General features: G+C 70.5%; 14 protein-coding genes. 10 read left to right on the top strand and 4 right to left on the bottom strand.

The annotated features are described in order from the left end of the window. Positions 1 to 10 precede the first annotated feature (10 nt). The 6 genes from ACN4JJ_RS09770 (at position 11) to ACN4JJ_RS09745 (ending at position 5352) form a co-directional block, all read left to right on the top strand. Positions 11 to 709 carry an aggregation-promoting factor C-terminal-like domain-containing protein gene (locus tag ACN4JJ_RS09770; protein WP_440709719.1) on the top strand — a complete coding sequence of 233 codons (699 nt, stop codon included), beginning with the start codon at positions 11 to 13 and terminating at the stop codon, positions 707 to 709. Positions 710 to 714: 5 nt separating this feature from the next. Then, positions 715 to 1368 carry an aggregation-promoting factor C-terminal-like domain-containing protein gene (locus ACN4JJ_RS09765; protein ID WP_440709718.1) on the top strand — a complete coding sequence of 218 codons (654 nt, stop codon included), beginning with the start codon at positions 715 to 717 and terminating at the stop codon, positions 1366 to 1368. Between the two features lie 25 nt (positions 1369 to 1393). After that, positions 1394 to 2530 carry a SpoIIE family protein phosphatase gene (locus tag ACN4JJ_RS09760; RefSeq protein ID WP_440709717.1) on the top strand — a complete coding sequence of 379 codons (1137 nt, stop codon included), beginning with the start codon at positions 1394 to 1396 and terminating at the stop codon, positions 2528 to 2530. A 47-nt stretch (positions 2531 to 2577) separates the two neighbouring features. Beyond that, positions 2578 to 4218, top strand: a complete 1641-nt coding sequence (locus ACN4JJ_RS09755) for a cation:proton antiporter (RefSeq protein ID WP_440709716.1) — start codon at positions 2578 to 2580, stop codon at positions 4216 to 4218. Between the two features lie 61 nt (positions 4219 to 4279). Beyond that, positions 4280 to 4579, top strand: a complete 300-nt coding sequence (locus ACN4JJ_RS09750; RefSeq protein ID WP_440709715.1) for an Rv1322 family protein — start codon at positions 4280 to 4282, stop codon at positions 4577 to 4579. A gap of 2 nt (positions 4580 to 4581) precedes the next feature. Further along, positions 4582 to 5352, top strand: coding sequence for an alpha/beta hydrolase (locus ACN4JJ_RS09745; RefSeq protein ID WP_440709714.1), 771 nt, complete (start codon positions 4582 to 4584; stop codon positions 5350 to 5352). Here ACN4JJ_RS09745 and ACN4JJ_RS09740 read toward each other — a convergent pair. Beyond that, the gene (locus ACN4JJ_RS09740) at positions 5349 to 6404 is read right to left on the bottom strand and encodes an AI-2E family transporter (protein ID WP_440709713.1); all 1056 of its coding nucleotides are present in this window, start codon (positions 6402 to 6404) and stop codon (positions 5349 to 5351) included. The genes ACN4JJ_RS09745 and ACN4JJ_RS09740 overlap by 4 nt on opposite strands. Positions 6405 to 6584: 180 nt before the next feature. On the opposite strand from ACN4JJ_RS09740, the gene ACN4JJ_RS09735 reads away from it, so the two are divergent. After that, positions 6585 to 8417 (top strand): DUF8094 domain-containing protein, encoded by a 1833-nt coding sequence (locus tag ACN4JJ_RS09735; RefSeq protein ID WP_440709712.1) that lies wholly within the window; start codon positions 6585 to 6587, stop codon positions 8415 to 8417. Positions 8418 to 8419: 2 nt separating this feature from the next. After that, positions 8420 to 9400: a co-chaperone YbbN gene (locus tag ACN4JJ_RS09730; RefSeq protein WP_440710290.1), complete on the top strand. Its 981-nt coding sequence runs from the start codon at positions 8420 to 8422 to the stop codon at positions 9398 to 9400. Positions 9401 to 9531: 131 nt separating this feature from the next. Here ACN4JJ_RS09730 and glgB read toward each other — a convergent pair whose 3' ends face one another. Both glgB and ACN4JJ_RS09720 read right to left on the bottom strand, forming a co-directional pair. Continuing rightward, positions 9532 to 11754 carry a 1,4-alpha-glucan branching protein GlgB gene (glgB, locus tag ACN4JJ_RS09725; protein ID WP_440710289.1) on the bottom strand — a complete coding sequence of 741 codons (2223 nt, stop codon included), beginning with the start codon at positions 11752 to 11754 and terminating at the stop codon, positions 9532 to 9534. Continuing rightward, on the bottom strand, positions 11751 to 13967 hold the full coding sequence (locus tag ACN4JJ_RS09720; RefSeq protein WP_440709711.1) for an alpha-1,4-glucan--maltose-1-phosphate maltosyltransferase: 2217 nt from the start codon (positions 13965 to 13967) through the stop codon (positions 11751 to 11753). Before ACN4JJ_RS09720 ends, glgB begins: the two co-directional genes overlap by 4 nt. Positions 13968 to 14079: 112 nt before the next feature. Between ACN4JJ_RS09720 and glgP the strand changes: the two genes are divergently transcribed. Then, entirely contained in the window at positions 14080 to 16725 is a 2646-nt protein-coding gene (gene glgP / locus ACN4JJ_RS09715) for an alpha-glucan family phosphorylase (protein ID WP_440709710.1), read from the top strand. Positions 16726 to 17067: 342 nt separating this feature from the next. Here glgP and ACN4JJ_RS09710 read toward each other — a convergent pair whose 3' ends face one another. Then, positions 17068 to 17700, bottom strand: a complete 633-nt coding sequence (locus ACN4JJ_RS09710) for a TetR/AcrR family transcriptional regulator (protein ID WP_440709709.1) — start codon at positions 17698 to 17700, stop codon at positions 17068 to 17070. A gap of 79 nt (positions 17701 to 17779) precedes the next feature. Between ACN4JJ_RS09710 and ACN4JJ_RS09705 the strand changes: the two genes are divergently transcribed. Next, on the top strand, positions 17780 to 19240 hold the full coding sequence (locus ACN4JJ_RS09705; RefSeq protein ID WP_440709708.1) for a DHA2 family efflux MFS transporter permease subunit: 1461 nt from the start codon (positions 17780 to 17782) through the stop codon (positions 19238 to 19240). The last annotated feature ends 92 nt before the right edge of the window (positions 19241 to 19332 follow it).

Here is a 19332-nt window from a genome sequence, read left to right as displayed (position 1 = left end):
CGGACGAATCGTGGCAAAGCACTCCCAGACCGTCGTGCGCCCGCAGTCCGTTCCGGCGGCTCGTGGCGCCGCTCGGCGAACCGGCAACCCGAGTCGGGTCGCTCTTCAGATCGTCGGACTCGCGGCCGTGTCGGCCTGTCTGTTCGTGACCGCCGTGGCCCCGAACCTCAACGCGGCGCCCGCCTCGGCGTCGTTCGACGGAGACTTCGCCCAGAGCACCGTGTCGAGCCAGAAGCTCGACGTGAGCGGCTCGGTCGCGGCCTCGGTGTTCCGCGACGCGTACTCGGTGACCGAGGCGCCCAAGCCGATCATCGTCGAGGCCGCGGTGCCCACGACGGGCACGTCCGGGTCGTCCTCCTCCTCCGACGACGACGGATGCCCCAACCCCGACCTCGCGACGGCCGACCCGAGCGGTGCCCAGGCCATCGCCCAGACGCTGGCCGCCGAGCGCGGCTGGACCGGCGCGCAGTTCGACGCCCTGATCGCCCTCTGGAGCCGTGAGTCGGGCTGGCGGGTGAACGCCCTGAACAGCTCGAGCTGCGCCTACGGCATCCCGCAGGCGCTGCCCGGATCGAAGATGGCTTCGGCGGGCGCCGACTGGCAGACCAACCCGGCCACGCAGATCGAGTGGGGCTTCGGCTACATCGCCGGCCGCTACGGCGATCCGATCTCGGCCCTTGCGCATTCCGACGCGAACCACTGGTATTGAGAGCGATGTCCGTCAACCGAACCACCCATCCCGTCGTGCGCACGGGTCTGCAGGTGATGGCGTTCGGCGTCGCCGCCGCCTTCGTGATGCTCTTCGCGGTCGACCCGCATTCGGTCGGCGCCAACGCCTCGGAGGACTTCGCGCCCGAGATCACCGCGAGCGCCGGTGACGCCCAGTCGCTCGAGGTCGCCGCGGGAGCGCGTGTCTCGGTGAGCCGCGACGGCTACACCGTCACGGAAGCACCCCCGCCGCCCCCGCCCGCTCCCGAGCCGGTGGCCGTCACCACGCCGGTGTCGACCGGCGGTGCCGCGGCCGCGGCGGGCGGGTGCGAGGCCAACGTCGTGCCCACGCCCGGACCGCCGGAGGCCGGCAGCCTGCAAGACATCGCCTACCAGGCCGTGATGGGCTACGGCTGGGGCGTCGAGAACTACTACTACCTGCTGGCGCTGTGGAACCGGGAGTCGGGCTGGAACCCCGAGGCGCACAACGCCTCCTCGGGTGCCCACGGCATCCCTCAGGCCCTCCCGGGCAGCAAGATGGGGCCGGGCTGGGAGTCCGATCCCAACGTGCAGATCAACTGGGGCCTGCAGTACATCGCGGGTGTGTACGGCACGCCGTGCGAGGCCTGGGCCTCGTCGGAGAACCGCGGCTGGTATTGAGCCGGCCCATGCACGCCGAACGCCCATGAACGCCGATCCCGAAGAGCGGTACGACCGGATCACGCGCCTCGCCCACGAGGTCTTCCAGGTCGATCATGCCGTCGTGAACCTGGTCGACTCCACGTCGATCTTCACCAAGTCGCAGCCCGAGGGCGGCACGTTCCGGCACACCCCGCCCGACGACTCGTTCTGCCAGGTGGCCGTGCGGCAGTCCGGCATCCTCGAGGTGCAGGATGCGCTGGCCGATGAGCGGTTCGCGCACCGGGCGATCGTGACCGAGCACGGCATCCGCTTCTACGCCGGGTTCCCGATCCGTTCGGTGACGGGCGACACGGTCGCGACCCTGTGTCTGCTCGACAGCGAGCCGCGGGTGCTCAGTGACACCGAACGGGCTCTGCTGACCCGGATGGGCGAGTGGACCGAGGCCGAGATCCGCGCCGACGACGTGCGGAGCCACGACCCGGACGAGGCTTCGGCCGGATCGCCGCACGAGGAGGCGCCCAAAGCGGGTCCGGTGCGCGACCTCGTCGACGCCGACGAGGTGAGCATCGCCTCGCTCGCCATCCCGTTCGGAGTCGTGAGCGGGGACCGCAGCGCCTGGCAGCAGGCCGGCGAGCGGGTGATCGTGACGCTGACGGATGTGATGGGCAAGGGGGAGCGCCAGGGCGCCCTGGCCGAACGGATCGTAGGGGCGCTGCACCGCGTGCCCGGCGACGGGCCGCTGGACGCCGTGCGGCGCACCGAGGCGGAACTGACCGCCGCGAACGCGCTCGAGGACACCTTCGCCACGCTGTTCCACGCCGTGATCGACACCGGCTCGGGCGCGGTCGGGTACGTCGACGCCGGCCACGGCCTCACCCTGCACATCGCGGCCGACGGCACCACGACGCGCCTGTCGTCGCACAACCTGCCGCTCGGGCTCCGCCCCGACGATCTCGAGTGGGAGCCGGGCGCCCTCCGGGTGGCGCCGGGCGACGTGCTCGTCTCGGTCTCCGACGGCGTGCTCGAGGCCTACGACTCCACGCTCGACAGCCTGCGGATGCTGGCCGCCGAGTTGCGCGACGCGCCGGCGGCGGGCGCCTTCCTCGACCGACTGTCGGTGCGGGTCTCGGAGCACCTCGTCGACGACGACGTCACCGCCGTGGTGGTCTCGATCCGCTGACCCGCGCGGCATTCAGGTGCGGGGCACCGGCTCACTAGGCTGAGCGCATGAAACCCGAGCTCGTGGGCGTGGTGTGCCTGATCATCCTGGTCGGCGTCTCGGCCCTCGCCCCGAAGCTGCGCCTGGCGACGCCCATCCTGCTCGTGGTGATCGGCATCGGCATCTCGCTGATCCCCGGCGTGCCGCCGATCCACGTGCCCTCGGAGGTCATCCTGGCCGGCGTGCTGCCGCCACTGCTCTACTCCTCGGCGATCAACCTGCCGCTGGTCGACTTCCGCCGCAACGTCGGCTCGATCGCGGTGCTCTCGGTGCTGCTGGTGATCGTCAGCGCCCTGGTCACCGGGTTCCTGCTGTACATGATCCTGCCCGATCTGAACCTGGCCGCCGCCATCGCGCTCGGGGCCGTGATCAGCCCGACGGATGCCGTGGCCGCCACCTCGATCGGCAAGCGGCTGGGGCTCCCCCCGAGGCTCGTGGCGGTGCTGGAGGGCGAGAGCCTGGTCAACGACGCCTCCGCCCTGGTGCTGCTGCGCACGGCCATCGCGGCCTCGGCCGGCGCGGTCGCGATGGGCGGTTTCGGCGGGGTGGCCCTCGACTTCGGCTATTCCTCGGTCGTGGCGGTGGCCGTGGGGCTCGTGGTCGGCATCGTGACCGTGTTCTTTCGCTCCAGGCTCACCGACTCGGTGCTCACCACGGCGGTGTCGTTCGTCATCCCCTTCATCGCCTACATCCCCGCCGAGGCGATCGGCGCCTCCGGGGTGCTCGCGGTGGTGGTGGCCGGCCTCTACACGGGGCATCAGGGAGCCCGGTACTTCTCGGCCTCGACGCGCATCAGCGAGCGGCTGAACTGGCGTACGATCCAGTTCCTGCTCGAGAACGGCGTGTTCCTGCTGATGGGGCTCGAGATCAAGGACATCGTGGTCGACGCGGTGCAACAGAACGACCGGGGCACCGCCGACCTCGACGCGATCGGCGCCGTGCTGCTCGGCCTGCTCGCCGCCGCGGTGCTCTTCGTCATCCGCTTCCTCTTCGTGGGGCCGCTGCTGGCCGCGCAGCGGGTGCGCGCGCACCGGCGCGATCCCGACGGCACCGAGGCCCGGGAGGCCACCGGCTGGCGCGGCGGGTTGGTGCTCACCTGGGCCGGGATGCGCGGGGTGGTCACGGTGGCGGCCGCCCAGTCGCTGCCGGAGTCGACCCCGTACCGCAGCCAGCTCATCCTGATCGCCTTCACCGTGTCGATCGTGACGCTGATCGCGCAGGGCGGCACCCTGCCGTGGATCATCCGCCTCACCAGGCTGCGGGGCGTGGACGAGGCGGCCGACCACGCCGAGTTCGCGCAGCTGGTGGACGAGCTGCGCTCGGCGGGGCTGCAGGTGCTGGAGGCGCCCGCGCTGAGCCTGCCGAGCGGGGACGTGGTCGATGACAGCGTCGTCGACCGGGTGCGCAGCGATGCGGATCTCCGCAGCGAGTCGGCCTGGGAGCGGGCGCACTCGGCCGAGGCCGAAGGGGTCGCGCCGCACCGGCAGTACCGCATCCTGCGGCTGGAGGTGCTGAAAGCCGAGCGGGTGGCGCTGCTGGACGCCCGTGGACGCGGCGTCTACGCCTCGCGCATCCTGGTGCGCGCGCAGGTGATGCTCGACCAGGAGGAGTCGCGGCTGCAGCAGAACGAGGGCTCCGAGTCGCACTGAGCGCGGCATCCGGTGCCACCGCGCCGGCCGCGCCTCGCGCGCGCCTCGTAGGATTGATGCCATGCCCCGCAGCAACCGACCCCGCCGCCGCGCGGGCGGAGGCGACGAGGAGGAGTCGGGCCTGGAACGGATGATGGCCGGTTGGCGGCGCACCGAGGTGCGGCGCGACGGGGTGTGGAACGTGCAGCCCGTCTCCGCGGCCTCGGCCACGAAGGACTACGTCTGCCCCGGATGCGGCAAGACGGTGGCACCGGGCGTCGCGCACCTGGTGACGTGGCGCGCCGACGGCGTGATGGGCGACGCCAGCGACCTCGCCGCCCGTCGCCACTGGCACACCCACTGCTGGAAGATCGGAGCCTGAGGATGCCTGACGAGTCGCACGCCGCCGAGTCGAACGCCGCCGAGTCGAACGCCGCCGAACCGATCGAGATCCGCGCCGGCACCGAGCTGCCCGCCCGGCGCGAGGAGATCGAGCTGCACACCCGCGACGGCCTCACGCTCGTCGGCGAGCTCGCGCTGCCGCTGAGCGGCGCTCCGGTGGCCACCCTGGTGACGCTGCATCCGCTGCCCACCCACGGCGGCTTCATGGACTCGCACGTGCTGCGCAAGGCCGCCGCCCGCCTGCCCGCCCTCGCCGATCTGGCCGTGCTGCGCTTCAACCTGCGCGGCGTCAGCTCGCCCCGTGGCACCAGCGAGGGCGCGTTCGACGGGGGAGAGTCGGAGCGCTTCGACGTGGAGGCCGCGATGCGGTTCGTCGCCGAGCGCGGGCTGCCGCATCCGTGGCTCGTCGGCTGGTCGTTCGGCACCGAGCTGACGCTGCGCTACGGGGCGCACTACCCCATCGACGGCGCCATCCTGCTCTCGCCGCCGCTGCACCGGGCGAGCGCCGAGGAGGTGGCCGCCTGGGAGGGCAACGGCAGGCAGCTCGTGGCGATCGTGCCCGAACTCGACGACTACCTGCGGCCCGACGAGGCCCGCGAGCGCTTCGCGTCGGTGCCGAGCATGGAGCTGGTGGCGGTGGAGGGCGGCAAGCACCTCTGGGTGGGGGAGCAGCAGGTGCGGCGCGTGCTGAACGAGATCGTGGCGCGCGTCAATGCCGCCGCCTATCCGCTGCCCGAGACCTACACGATCTAGCGTTCATTCTGGATCGGGATGACGACCTGCTTGATGATGAGCAGGATCGACGCGGCGATCGGAATGGCCACGAGCGCGCCCAGCACTCCGAGCAGCGTGCCACCGGCCAGGGCCGCGATCACGACGATCGACCCCGGCACCGAGACGGCCCGGTTCATGATCTTGGGGCTCAGCAGGTAGGCCTCCACCTGCATGTAGATGATGTAGTAGATCGCGGCGATCAGCGCCGTCAGAGGCGATCCGAGGCCCGGGATGAGACAGACCAGCACGATGATGGTCGACCCCGAGATGGTTCCCACGAGCGGGATCAGCGAGAGCACGCCCGCCAGGAACGCCAGCACGGCCGAGAACGGCGCCTGGATGATGGACAGGAAGATGAAGCTCAGGATGCCGTTGCAGAGCGCGAGGCTGATCTGGCCGACGACGTACCGGCCGACCGCGCCGGTGACCTGCTCGCTCAGATCGGCGAAGCGCTCGCGCTTGGAGGCCGGTACCAGCCGGTACACCGAGCGCTTCATGCCGTTCAGCGAGGCGGTGAAGTAGAGCGTGAGGATGAGCACGATCACGGCGCCGAAGAAGCCGCTCGCGATGCCGATGCCCACCTGCAGCGCGCCGCCGGCCAGGGCGGTGACGTTGCCGGCGTCGGCGAAGTAGTCCACCACCGCCTTGTAGACCTCGTTCACGTCGATGAAGCCGCCGAGGCCCTCGGTGACCGAATCGCGCCATTTCTGGTCGAGTACCTGGTTGGCGATCCGGGGCACCAGGTCGATCAGCTGGGAGATCTGCTCGACGATGATCGGCACAACCGCGAACACCAGGCCTGTGAAGACGCCCAGAACCGCCACGAGCACGGTGAGGATGGCCAGCCACCGCGGCCAGCGCTTGCGCTCGAGCCAGGAGATGATCGGATCCAGGCCGAGCGCGATGAAGATCGCGACACCGATGTAGGTGAGGATCGTGGCCAGGGACACCACGGCGCCAAGGATCAGAAGGCCGACACCGACGCCGAGCGTGGCGACGATGCCGAGGGTGAACGCGTTCTGGATCTTCACGGCTGGCTCCCTCGACTGCGCCGGTGGGGTGGGCGTCGTCCAATCCTAGGGGGCGCAGAAGAGCACGATCGGGCACCGGACCACGGCGATTCCCGGGCCTGGTGAATGCCGCCTGAACGTACGCTGTGGGGGTAGGCCTTCTGCATCGGCTATCTTTTAATGTCCCTGTCAGGAGTCTTCGTGCGCTTTATCTTCGCCATCTTCGCCTTCATCATCGCGACCGCGCTGATCGGCGCCGGCATCGCGCAGCGAACCGTGTTCCTCCCGCCGTCCACGGTGGCGGCCACGGTGAAGCTGCAGAGCGATGCTCCCTACGCGATGATCGACTCCGAGACGCTGCGCACGCACACCGGAAAGCAGACCCTCGTGCTCTCCGGCAGCGACACCGTCTTCGCCGCCTACGGCCGTACCTCCGACGTGGAGGCCTGGCTCGCCGGCTCGGCCTACACCGCGATCGGTTACGACGAGAACAGCGGCGACCTCACCGCCACCGACGTCGCGGCAGACCCCGACGGTGCCGAGAACGTGGCCAGCGGATCGGCGAACCCCTCGGGCAGCGACCTCTGGCTCGAGCAGTTCAGCGCCGAAGAGGCCATGTACCGCACCGTGAACCTGCCCGCCGGGTACTCCGTGATCATCGCCTCCGACGGAACGGCGCCCGCCCCGGCGAACATCAGCGTCTCCTGGCCGATCCCGAACGCGACCCCGTGGGTGGGTCCGCTGCTGACCGCCGGTGTGGTGTTCCTGCTGGCCGGCCTGGTGCTGCTGGTGCTCGGCCTGCTGCACCTGCGGCGCTCGCAGAGGCCGCGGCGCAAGCCCCCGGCGCTGCCCAAGGGCAAGCGCTTCTCGCCGTCGCGCACTAACTCCATCGAGTCGGGCGTGCGCCGCGGCCGCCGCTCGATCGCCCCCCGGATCGCCATCCCGGTCGCCCTCGTCTCGGTGCTGGCCCTCGGCGGCTGCTCCGCCGACTACTGGCCCCAGGCGGCCGAGCCGGTGGCCACCGACGGCGCCGTCGCGACCGACGCCGCATCCGGTGACGCGGTGGCCACGCCCGATCCCGACGCCACACCGGGAGCCGACACCGAGCCCACCGAGGCGATCGACGACGACACCCCCACGCCCGCGGTCACCGAGGCGCAGCTCGAGGCGATCATCTCGACCATCTCCACCACCACGGCCGAGGCGGATGCCGCCTCCAACGCCGATGCGCTCGGCGCCCGCTTCTCGGGCCCGGCCCTCGAGCTGCGCAGCGCGACCTACGCCATCCGCGCGGGGTACCCCGAGTACCCGGCCCCGCAGGCCATCCCGGCCGGCCCGCTGAAGGTGGTGCTGCCGCAGGCGAGCAGCACCTGGCCCAAGTCGGTCTTCACCGTCGTGCAGGGCGAGGACACCACGGTGCCGCCCGTCGCGCTGATGCTGGTGCAGGAGACGCCCCGCTCGAACTACAAGGTCTACTACGAGATCACGCTGGAGCCCGACACCACCCTGCCTCCGGTGGCCGCGGCGAGCGTGGGCACGTCGGTGCTGGCGCCCGACACCAAGCTGCTGAAGATGACGCCCGACCAGCTGAAGACGGCCTACGCCGACATCCTCTCGGTGGGCGACTCGAGCCAGTACATCGACCTCGTCGACCCCACCGGCGACACCCTGCGCACGCAGGTGGGCGTGGACTACAAGAACGCCAAGAAGGCGGCCCTGCCGAGCACGGCCACGATCGACTTCGCCCAGGTGGCGGGCACGGGCCAGAACATCGCCCTCGCGACCAGCGGATCGGGTGCGCTCGTCGCCGTCGACCTGCGCGAGTCCGAGACGGTGAAGCCGGTCGAGTCCGGTGCCACCGTCAGCCCCGAGGGCGCCGTCAAGGCCCTCTCCGGCGTGACCGAGACCGCCAAGGGCGCCGAGGCCGTCTACGACTACCAGTTGCTCTTCTTCATCCCGCCGTCGGGTGACACCGCCAAGGCCCAGCTGCTCGGGTTCACCCAGGGACTCATCCAAGCCAAGGAGTTGCCGTGAGCATGCCCCCGCCCTCCGCCGCCGGAAACCTGCGCGGAGCCGTCGACCTGTCGTCGCTGGTGAACCGCGCGAACGCCCCCGCGGGTGCTGCTGCACCCGGCGTGCCCGGAACCGGTGCGGGAGCGGGCGCGCCCGGTGCCTCCGCGGGAAGCCTGCCCTCGCTCGTGCTGCAGGGCGACGACGCCACCTTCACCCAGTTCATCGAGCTCTCGAACACGGTCCCCGTGATCGTCGACCTCAAGGCCGACTGGGCCGAGGCCAGTGTCGAACTGACCGCAGTGCTCGAGAAGGTCGTCACCGAGTACGCCGGCCGCCTCGTGCTCGTCGGCATCGACGCCCAGGCCAATCCCCAGCTGGCCCAGGCCTTCCAGGCCCAGTCCGTCCCCACGGTCGCGGCCCTGGTCGGCGGTCGCCCCGTCTCCCTCTTCCAGGGCGGCTACCCCGAAGAAGAGGTGCGTGCCGTGCTCGAGCAGGTGCTGCAGCTCGCCGCCCAGAACGGCGTCACCGGCACGGTCACCGTCCCCGGCCTCGACCCGAACGCCCCGGCCCCCGAGCCCGTCGAAGAGCCCCTCCCGCCGCACCACGCCGAGGCCTACGACGCCATCGCGAACGGCGACTACGCCACCGCCATCGCCGAATACCAGACGGCCATCGCCCAGAACCCCCGAGACGCGCTCGCGGTGGCCGGCCTCGCCCAGGTGAAGCTGCTCGACCGCCTCAACGGCAAGTCCCTCGACGAGATCCGCGCCGCCGCAGCATCCGCCCCCGACGACCTGAACGCCCAACTCCTCGTAGCCGATCTAGACCTCTCCGGCGGTCACATCGAAGACGCTTTCGGCCGCCTCTTAGACCTCTTCCCCAAGCAGGACCAGCCCTCCAAAGACACCATCCGAACCCGCCTCCTCGAGTACTTCGAGGTAGTAGGCACCGAAGACCCGCGCGTTGCAGCAGCCCGCCGCCGCCTCGCAGGTCTCTTGTACTGACGCGAAGCGTCCCCGAGCGTAGCGAAGGGGGCCGGATATTCGCTCCCCGCCGCCTTTGAGCTCCGCTCAACCCCTAGGCGGGGAGTGAATATCCGGCCCCCTTCGCGTCCTCTAAGCCGAGGGCCCGAACCTCACCCCTTGCGCGGCTTGAGATACAGGGCTGCCAGGGGCGGGAGAGTCAGTTCCACCGACGCAGGACGCCCCGACCAAGGAACGTACTCCGCCTCGACCGACCCGTAGTTCCCCACGCCCGACCCCCCGTACTCCGCAGCATCCGTGTTCACGAGCTCGTCCCAGCGCCCGCCGAACGGCAGCCCCACGCGGTACGGCCCCACCGGCTGCCCCGAGAAGTTCATCAGGATGGCGATCGGGTTGCCGTCGGCGTCCCAGCGCAGGAACGACACCAGATTCTGCGACGACGAGCCACCGTCGATCCACTCGAACCCCGAGGGCTCGTTGTCGAGCGCCCACAGCGCGGGGTTCTCCTTGTAGACCCGGTTGAGGTGACTGACGAGGCCGAGCAGCTGCTGGTGCACCGGCTGGTCGAGGATCCACCAGTCGAGCCCGCGCTCCTCGCTCCATTCGGACGGCTGCCCGAACTCCTGCCCCATGAACAGCAGCTGCTTGCCCGGGTGGGCCCACATGAAGCCGAGGTACGAGCGCAGGTTGGCGAGCTTCTGCCAGTGGTCTCCGGGCATCTTGCTGAGCAGCGAGCCTTTGCCGTGCACGACCTCGTCGTGCGAGATCGGCAGCATGAAGTTCTCGCTGAAGGCGTAGAGGAACGAGAAGGTGATCTCGCCGTGGTGGTACTGGCGGTACATCGGGTCTTGCTCGATGTAGGCGAGGGTGTCGTGCATCCACCCCATGTTCCACTTCATGCCGAACCCGAGTCCGCCGCGGCTGGTGGCGTGCGTGACGCCGGGCCAGGAGGTCGACTCCTCGGCGATCATCACGATGCCGGGGTACTTGCGGTACGCCGTGGCGTTGACCTCCTGCAGCATGCTGATGGCCTCGAGGTTCTCGCGCCCGCCGTACTGGTTGGGCAGCCACTCGCCCTCCTTGCGGGAGTAGTCGAGGTAGAGCATGGAGGCTACGGCGTCGACCCGCAGGCCGTCGATGTGGAACTCGTCGAACCAGTACAGCGCGTTGGCCACCAGGAAGTTGCGCACCTGGCTGTTGCCGAAGTCGAAGACGAGCGTGCCCCAGTCGGGCTGTTCGCCACGGCGCGGGTCGGAGTGCTCGTAGAGCGCCTGCCCGTCGAAGCGGGCGAGCGCCCACTCGTCTTTCGGGAAGTGCCCGGGCACCCAGTCGACCAGCACGCCGATGCCGGCCTGGTGCAGGCGGTCGATCAGGTAGCGCAGGTCGTCGGGGTCGCCGAAGCGCGAGCTCGGGGCGTAGTAGCCGGTGACCTGGTAGCCCCACGAGCCGCCGAACGGATGCTCCGCGAGCGGCATGAACTCCACGTGCGTGAAGCCCAGGTGCTGCAGGTAGGGGATCAACTCGTCGGCGAGCGAGCGGTAGTCGAGCCCCAGCTTCCACGAGCCGACGTGCATCTCGTACACGCTCATCGGGTTGATGTGCGGGTTCGTGGCCGCGCGAGCGGTCATCCACTCGCCGTCCTCCCACTCGTACGAGGTCGTGTTGATCTTCGAGGCGGTGAGCGGCGGCACCTCGGTGGCGCGCGCCATGGGGTCGGCCCGTGAGACCCAGTGGCCGTCCTGGGTGAGCAACTCGAACTTGTACGTGCTGCCGGCGGTCAGGTCGGGGATGAACAGCTCCCACACGCCCGTGCTGCCGAGGCTGCGCATGGAGTGACGGGTGCCGTCCCAGCCGTTGAAGTCGCCGATCACCCGCGCGGCCTGGGCGTGCGGCGCCCAGACGGCGAAGGCGGTGCCCTCGGTGGCCGAGTCGACGCCCCACTTCTGCTCCACGCGCGAGCCCAGAACGTCCCAGAGGCGTTCGTGCCGGCCCTCGCCGATCAGGTGCAGGTCGAGCTCGCCGAGCGTGGGGGAGTAGCGGTACGGGTCATCCGCGGTCCAGACGCTGCCGTCGTCGTAGCGCGCCTCGATCTCGTAGTCGTTCAGGCCGGTGAGGGTGAAACCCTGCCAGATGCCGCCCCAGAGGTGGGTGAGCTGGGCGCGAGCGCCGTTGGAGAGAACCGCACTGACCTCCTCGGCCAGCGGGCGGAGGGTGCGGATGACCGTGATCGGGTCGGAGATGCCCTCCGCGTTCACGAGGTGCTGCCCGAGCACCTCGTGGGGGTTGTAGTACGAGCCCGTGGAGATGCGGTTCAGCACGTCTTCGGGGATCTCGGGGAGGGTGAGCGCGGTCGCGCCGTCGGGGAGAGGCATCAGGAGGCGCCGCCTTCCTGGGTGTCGGGTGCGGACGTCACGGGCATGTCGCGGGTGACGTGGAAGATGTGCGCGGGCTGGCTGAAGGCATCCAGTCGCACGTAGTTGTCGGTGCCCCACTCCCACACGTTGCCGGAGAGCAGGTCGGTGACACCGAAGGTGCTGCCCTCGGGCAGACCGAGCTCGGGCAGGTTGAGGCGCACGGTCGTCTCGCGCACGGAGTGCGGGTCGACATTCACCACCACGAGGACCGTATCGGCCATCCCGTCGGGGCTGAACTCGGCGGGCAGGTGCTTGGAGTAGACCACGATCGAGTCGTCGTCGCTGCCGTGGAAGCGCAGGTTCCGCAGCTGGCCGAGGGCCGGATGTGCCCGGCGGATGGCGTTCAGGCGCGTGATGTCGCCGGCGATCGAGCGCCCCGCGGCCTCGGCGGCCAGGAAGTCGCGCGGCTTGTACTCGTACTTCTCGTTGTCGAGGTTCTCCTCGGCGCCCGGGCGGGCCACGTTCTCGATCAGCTCGTAGCCCGAGTAGACGCCCCAGGTGGGCGCACCGGTGGCCGCGAGCACCGCGCGGATGCGGTAGGCCGGCATCCCGCCGAACTGCAGGTACTCGGTGAGGATGTCGGGCGTGTTCACGAACAGGTTGGGGCGGAAGAAGGCATCCGTCTCCTGCGCCAGACCGGTGAAGAACTCCTCGATCTCGGTGCGCGTGTTGCGCCAGGTGAAGTAGGTGTACGACTGCTGGAAGCCCACCTTGGCGAGCCCCTGCATCGCCGCCGGGCGGGTGAACGCCTCCGCGAGGAAGACCACCTCCGGATGCGCGGCGTTGACCTCGTGGATGATCCACTCCCAGAAGTCGAGCGGCTTGGTGTGCGGGTTGTCGACCCGGAAGATGTGCACGCCGAGCGCGATCCAGTGCTCGAGGATGCGCAGCGCCTCGGCGCGGATTCCGGCCGGGTCGTTGTCGAAGTTGACCGGGTAGATGTCTTGGTACTTCTTCGGCGGGTTCTCGGCGTAGGCGATGGAGCCGTCGGGCAGCGTGGTGAACCACTCCGGATGCTCTTTCACCCAGGGGTGGTCGGGCGAGGCCTGCAGAGCGAAGTCGAGGGCGATCTCCAGGCCTGCCTTGCCGGCCTCCTCGACGAAGAAGCGGAAGTCGTCTTCGGTGCCGAGGTCGGGGTGCACGGCGTCGTGGCCGCCGGCGGCCGATCCGATCGCCCAGGGCGAGCCCGGGTCGCCGGGCTGCGGGTCGAGGGTGTTGTTGCGGCCCTTGCGGAAGGCCTCGCCGATCGGGTGGATCGGCGGCAGGTAGAGCACGTCGAAGCCCATGTCGGCCACGTCGGGCAGGCGCGAGGCGGCGGTGCGGAAGGTGCCGCTGGTCCAGCTGCCGTCGTCGGCCTGCGTGGCCCCGATCGAGCGGGGGAAGAACTCGTACCAGGCACCCGAGCCGGCGAGCGTGCGCTCCACCCGGAGGGCGTGCCAGTCGGAGTGAGTGACCAGGCTCTCGGCGGGGCGGAGGCGCAGAGCATCCTGGACCGCGGTGCTGTAGGCCGGGGCGAGGCGCTCGGGCAGCGGGCCCTCGGGCAACTGCAGCGAGGCCGAGACCTCGGCGAACAACTGCCGTTCCTCGGCCGGCCGGTGCTCCTCGCCGGCGAGGCGGGTGAAGAGCCGGGCTCCGAGGGCGAGCATCAGGTCGACGTCGATGCCGGCCGCGATCTTCACCTCGGCGTTGTGCTCCCAGGTGGCGTAGTCGTCGGAGTAGGCGCGGATACGGAAACGCCAGGCGCCCTCGGCGGTGACCTGGGCGACGCCCCGCCACTCGTCGTCCCAGCTGTAGGTGCGGGTGAGCGGGCGTTCGATCACGGTGCCGTCGGGCGCCTCGAGCTCGAGGTGCGCGCCCACGGCGTCGTGCCCCTCGCGGAACACCAGGGCACCGAACGGGATGACCTCGCCCACGTAGCCCTTGGCGGGCCAGCGGCCGCCCTCCACCTGCGGGAACACGCCGAGGATGGGGATGCGGCCGATCGACGGCTGGAACGGCGCCTGGGCGCCTGCGGGTTCCGGCACAGCGGCGGGGGCCGTGGTCGCGGCGGCGCTCACCGGTGCGGCCGCGGGCGCCGCATCCGGAACCGGTGCGGTCTCGGGCTTCGCTTTGGCCTTCGACCGCGAGGTCGAGCGAGGAGTCGAACGAGGGGGTTGCTTGCCTGTAGCTGCCACACTCAGACCCTACCGAGAACCGCGGTGCCCGCAACGTGTTCACGACCTGGTAACGGCTCTGGCTTAGGCTGGCGGGGTCGATCGGGGCCCTACCCATGAAGGAGACTCTCGCGTGAAGGCGATTCGCAGGTTCACCGTCCGTTCCGTGCTGCCGGAGTCGCTCTCGGCGCTCGGTGAGCTGGCCGCCAATCTGCGGTGGGCCTGGCACCAGCCGACGAGGCAGATCTTCGCCCACATCTCGCCCGACGACTGGGCCGCCACGCACGGGGATCCGGTGGCGCTCCTGGGCGCGGTGCGGCCCGAGCGGCTGGAGCAGCTCGCCGCCGATCCGGGGTTCGTGGCCTGGGCCGACAGCCTGCGCGACGATCTCGCCGCCTACCTGCGCGAGCCCCGCTGGTACCAGGGGCTCGAGGGAGCCCGGCCGCGCTCGATCGGCTACTTCTCGCCCGAGTTCGGCATCGCGGCGGCCCTGCCGCAGTACTCGGGAGGCCTCGGCATCCTGGCCGGTGATCACCTGAAGGCGGCCTCGGATCTCGGCGTGCCGATCATCGGAGTCGGGCTGTTCTACCGCTCGGGCTACTTCTCGCAGGCGATCTCGCGCGACGGCTGGCAGGAGGAGAGCTACCCGGTGCTCGACCCCGACGGACTGCCGCTGTCGGTGCTGCGGATGGCCGACGGATCGCCCGCGCAGATCGTGCTGGCGCTGCCCGAGGACCGCGCCCTCTACGCCCGCATCTGGCAGGCCCAGGTGGGCCGGGTGCGCCTGCTGCTGCTGGACACCGACATCCCCGACAACTCCGATGACCTGCGCTCGGTCACCGACCGGCTCTACGGCGGCGGCGGCGAGCACCGCCTGCTGCAGGAGCTGCTGCTCGGCATCGGCGGGGTGCGGGCGCTCGAGGTGGTCAGCGAGCTGACGGATGCCCCGATGCCCGAGGTCTACCACACCAACGAGGGGCACGCCGGGTTCCTGGGGCTCGAGCGCATCTCGACGCTGATCGGCGAGGGACTCTCGTTCGACGAGGCGCTGCAGGTGGTGCGCGCGGGCACCGTGTTCACCACGCACACGCCGGTGCCCGCGGGCATCGACCGCTTCGAGCGGCCCCTGATCGAGAGGTACTTCTCCACCGACATGCTGCCCGGGCTGGAGGCGCCTTCGGTGCTGGCCCTGGGAGCCGAGGACTACGAGGGCGGGTCGCCCGACGTGTTCAACATGGCCGTGATGGGGCTGCGGCTCGGCCAGCGCGCCAACGGCGTGTCGGTGCTGCACGGCGAGGTGAGCCGGGGGATGTTCGCGGGGCTGTGGCCCGGCTTCGACCGCTCCGACGTGCCGATCACCTCGGTGACCAACGGCGTGCACGCGCCCACCTGGACCGACCCGCTGCTGCAGGAGCTGGCCCGCACCAAGCTCGGCACGGGCGACACCACGACGGCCGACTGGGCCTCGGATGCCGTCTCCGACGGGGAGCTCTGGCGGGTGCGCGGCGACATGCGCCGCCAGCTGGTGCACGACGCCCGGCGCCGGGTCACCGAGGCCTGGCGGGAGCAGAACCCCGACTCCATCCCGCCGGCCTGGTTCCAGAACCTGCTCGACCCCGAGGTGCTCACCATCGGCTTCGCGCGCCGGGTGCCCACGTACAAGCGCCTCACGCTGATGCTGCACGATCCGGCGCGGCTGAAGTCGATCCTGCTGAACCCGTCGCAGCCCATCCAGCTGGTGATCGCGGGCAAGTCGCATCCGGCCGACGAAGAGGGCAAGCGGCTGATCCAGAAGCTCGTGCAGTTCGCCTCCGACCCGTCCGTCCGCCAGCGGATCGTGTTCCTGCCGAACTACGACATCGGGATGGCGCAGCTGCTGTACCCGGGCACCGACGTGTGGCTGAACAACCCGCTGCGGCCGCTGGAGGCCTGCGGCACCTCGGGCATGAAGGCGGCACTGAACGGCGGGCTGAACCTGTCGATCCTCGACGGCTGGTGGAACGAGTACTACGACGGCGAGAACGGCTGGGCCATCCCCACCGCCGATTCGGCGGGGGATGCGGCCGAGCGCGACGCGCTCGAGGCCGAGGCGCTCTACGACCTGATGGAGAACCAGGTCGCGCCGCGGTTCTACGACCGCGACGCCGACGGCATCCCGCAGCACTGGATGCAGTCGATCCGGCACACGCTCGCCACGCTCTCGCCCGAGCTGTCGGCCGAGCGGATGGTGCGGGAGTACGTGCAGCGGCTGTACATCCCGGCGGCGACCGCGGAGCGGGCCATGACGGTGGACGACCATTCGGCGGCGCGTTCCCTGTCGCAGTGGAAGGATCGCGTGCGTGCGGCATGGCCCGGGGTGGCCGTGCTGCACGTCGAGTCGGGCGGGCTCGACGACACGCCTCAGGTGGGCGACGAGCTGCACGTGCGCGCGCACATCCAGCTGGGCGGGCTGTCGCCGCACGATGTGGCGGTGGAGGTCGTCTACGGCCACGCGGTGCACGGCGACGACCTCAGCGACCCGGCGGTGGCCGAGCTGAGCACGCCGCACGCACGCGCGGGCGCGGCGGCGGCCGGCGCGGAGACGGGCGGGGCCGATCCGACGGACGCGCCTGCCGGTGCGGTGGAGGAAGAGCCGGTGGAGGTGCCTTCCGAACTCGTGTACTCGGGAACGGTCGCACTCTCCCGCGCGGGCTCGTTCGGCTACACCGTCCGAGTCGTCCCGAAGCACCCGAACCTGGCCTCGGAGGCCGAGCTCGGCCTCATCGCAGTAGCCCACTAGTCCGGGCATCCGGCTCTCTCCACTGCGCGTCATCCCACCGCCACTTGCCACAAGTTGTGGCAAGTGGCCGCGGAAAGCGGCGACTTCTGCCAAGTCGCCGCTCGGCGGCCGACTTGCCACAAGTTGTGGCAAGTGGCCGCGGAAAGCGGCGACTTCTGCCAAGTCGCCGCTCGGCGGCCGACTTGCCACAAGTTGTGGCAAGTGGCCGCGGAAAGCGGCGACTTCTGCCAAGTCGCCGCTCGGCGGCCGACTTGCCACAAGTTGTGGCAAGTGGCCGCGGAAAGCGGCGACTTCTGCCAAGTCGCCGCTCGGCGGCTTGCCCGGGTGATGTGTGGGCAGTGGCTAACGGGGCAGCTGGGGCTGCGCCCGGGCGGGGGTGGCCGCGGGGAGCGGCGGGTGCGAGCGGCGGATGAGGTCGAGCTTCTCGGGGAAGACGGCGCCCATCAGCTCCTGCACGGCGGGATCGCCGTCGTAGTCGTCGAACAGGCGCACGCCGAGGACGACGTTGGCGAGCATCCCGCCGGCCAGAAACTCCGAGGCCTCGGCGGCGTCCATGCCGCCCTCCTCGCGGAGCAGCTGGTACACCTCCATGAAGCCGCAGCGGGCGGCCGGGCCGATCACCGGGTCGGCGCCGAGCGCGAAGGCGTGCATCAGGCAGAGCAGGATGCCGCGGTTCGCGGTGAGCTCGAAGTACGCGAGGCCCAGCCGGCGCTGCAGAGGTAGACCGGGGTCGCCGGCGATCGCGGTGCGGAACGCCTGCATGATGGCGTCGAGCGCGCGGCCGAGCACGTCGAGGAAGAGCTGCTCCTTTGTGCCGAACATCCGCACGACGTAGGGCTGGCTGACGCCGGCGGCCCTCGCGACCATGTCGGTGGTCGCCCCCGCGTAGCCGAGTTCGCCGAAGACCGTCATCGCGGCGTCCAGCACCAGCTCGCGGCGCTCTTCGGCGGGCATCCGGGATCGTTTCTCGCTCACACTTGACATGGTATCAGTCGATTACTTACGGTGGTCTTAGTAATCATCCGATTACCTAACTCTTCCGAAGGAGCTGCTCATGGCACTCACCGAAGCGGTGGAATCCGTGTCCACCCCGCTCGACGGGGCTGCGGATGCTGCGCCCGGCACCACCCGTCGCCGCATTCCGATCTGGCTCGCCATCGTCGCCGCGAGCATCCCGATGTTCATGGCCACGCTCGACAACCTCGTGGTCACCAGCGCCCTGCCGGTGCTCGGCCGCGAGCTGAACGCCTCGATCGAGCAGCTGCAGTGGTTCGTGAACGCCTACACGCTGAGCTTTGCCACGTTCATGCTGCTCGCCGTGGCGCTCGGTGACCGGCTCGGGCGGCGGAACGTCTTCATCGCGGGGATCGCGCTGTTCACCGTGGCCTCCGCTCTCTGCGCCCTCAGCACCGAACCGTGGATGCTCATCGCGGCCCGCGCGGTGCAGGGCGTGGGTGCGGCCGCGCTGATGCCGCTCTCGCTCACGTTGCTCGTGGGCTCGGTGAGTGCGCGGTTCCGGCCGCTCGCGATCGGTGTCTGGGGCGGGATCTCCGGCCTCGGGGTGGCGCTCGGCCCGCTGATCGGCGGGGCCGTGATCCAGGGCTGGAACTGGGACGCGATCTTCTGGCTGAACGTGCCCGTGGGCATCCTGAGCGTGCCGCTCGTGCTGTTCGCGTTGCCGAACTCGTTCGGGGCGCGGCTGCGGGCCGATGTGGTGGGGGTGCTGCTCGCCGGCCTCGGCGTGCTCGGGATCGTGTACGGGATCGTGCGCGGCAACGACGCGGGCTGGGGGAGCCTCGAGGTCGTGGGAGCGCTCGCCGCCGGTGCCGTGCTGATGGCCGCGTTCATCCTGTGGGAGCGGCGGGTGCCGAACCCGCTGCTGCCGCTGCGGTTGTTCCGCGACCGGTCGTTCACCGTGGCGAACGTGGTGGGGCTCACGTTCAGCTTCGGCATCTTCGGGTCGGTGTTCATCCTGATCCAGTACCTGCAGATCGTCGGCGGCGCGACCCCGCTCGAGGCGGGCGTGATGACGATGCCCTGGACGCTCGCCCCGATGGTGATCGCGCCCCTGGCCGGGATGATCGCGCCGCGGGTGGGCACGCGCCTGCTCGTCGTGGTGGGGCTGCTGCTGCAGGGCACGGGTGTGGCGTGGCTCGCGGCGGTGATGTCGACCACGCTCGACTACGGCGTGCTCGTGCCGGCGTTCGTGTTCGCCGGTGTCGGCATGGGGCTGGTCTTCGCCCCCATCTCGACGGCGGTGCTGGCCAACATGACCCCGGCCGACAACGCCAAGGCTTCGGGCACGAACTCCACCCTCCGCGAGATCGGTGTGGCCCTCGGCATCGCGGTGCTCACGGCGGTCTTCACGGGTGCCGGCGGCACCTTCACCCCCACCGGCTACGTCGCGGCCGCCGTCCCCGCGATCGCGGTAGGCGCCGCAGTCCTCTTCCTGGCGGCGGTAGTGGCCCTCTTCCTCCCCTCCGGCAAGGGCACCCCCCTCGCGGCGGCCCACTAGCCCGGCCCCAGCGCCCGCAGCCTCAGGGCGTGCGGCAAGGCATCCGTAGTCTCGGGGTGTGGGGTGGAGCGTCCGGAGTCTCGGGGTGTGGG

Source organism: Herbiconiux dendrobii (genome assembly GCF_052048175.1).
In the GTDB taxonomy this organism is placed as follows: domain Bacteria; phylum Actinomycetota; class Actinomycetes; order Actinomycetales; family Microbacteriaceae; genus Herbiconiux.
This window is presented reverse-complemented; position numbering and strand designations above follow the sequence as displayed.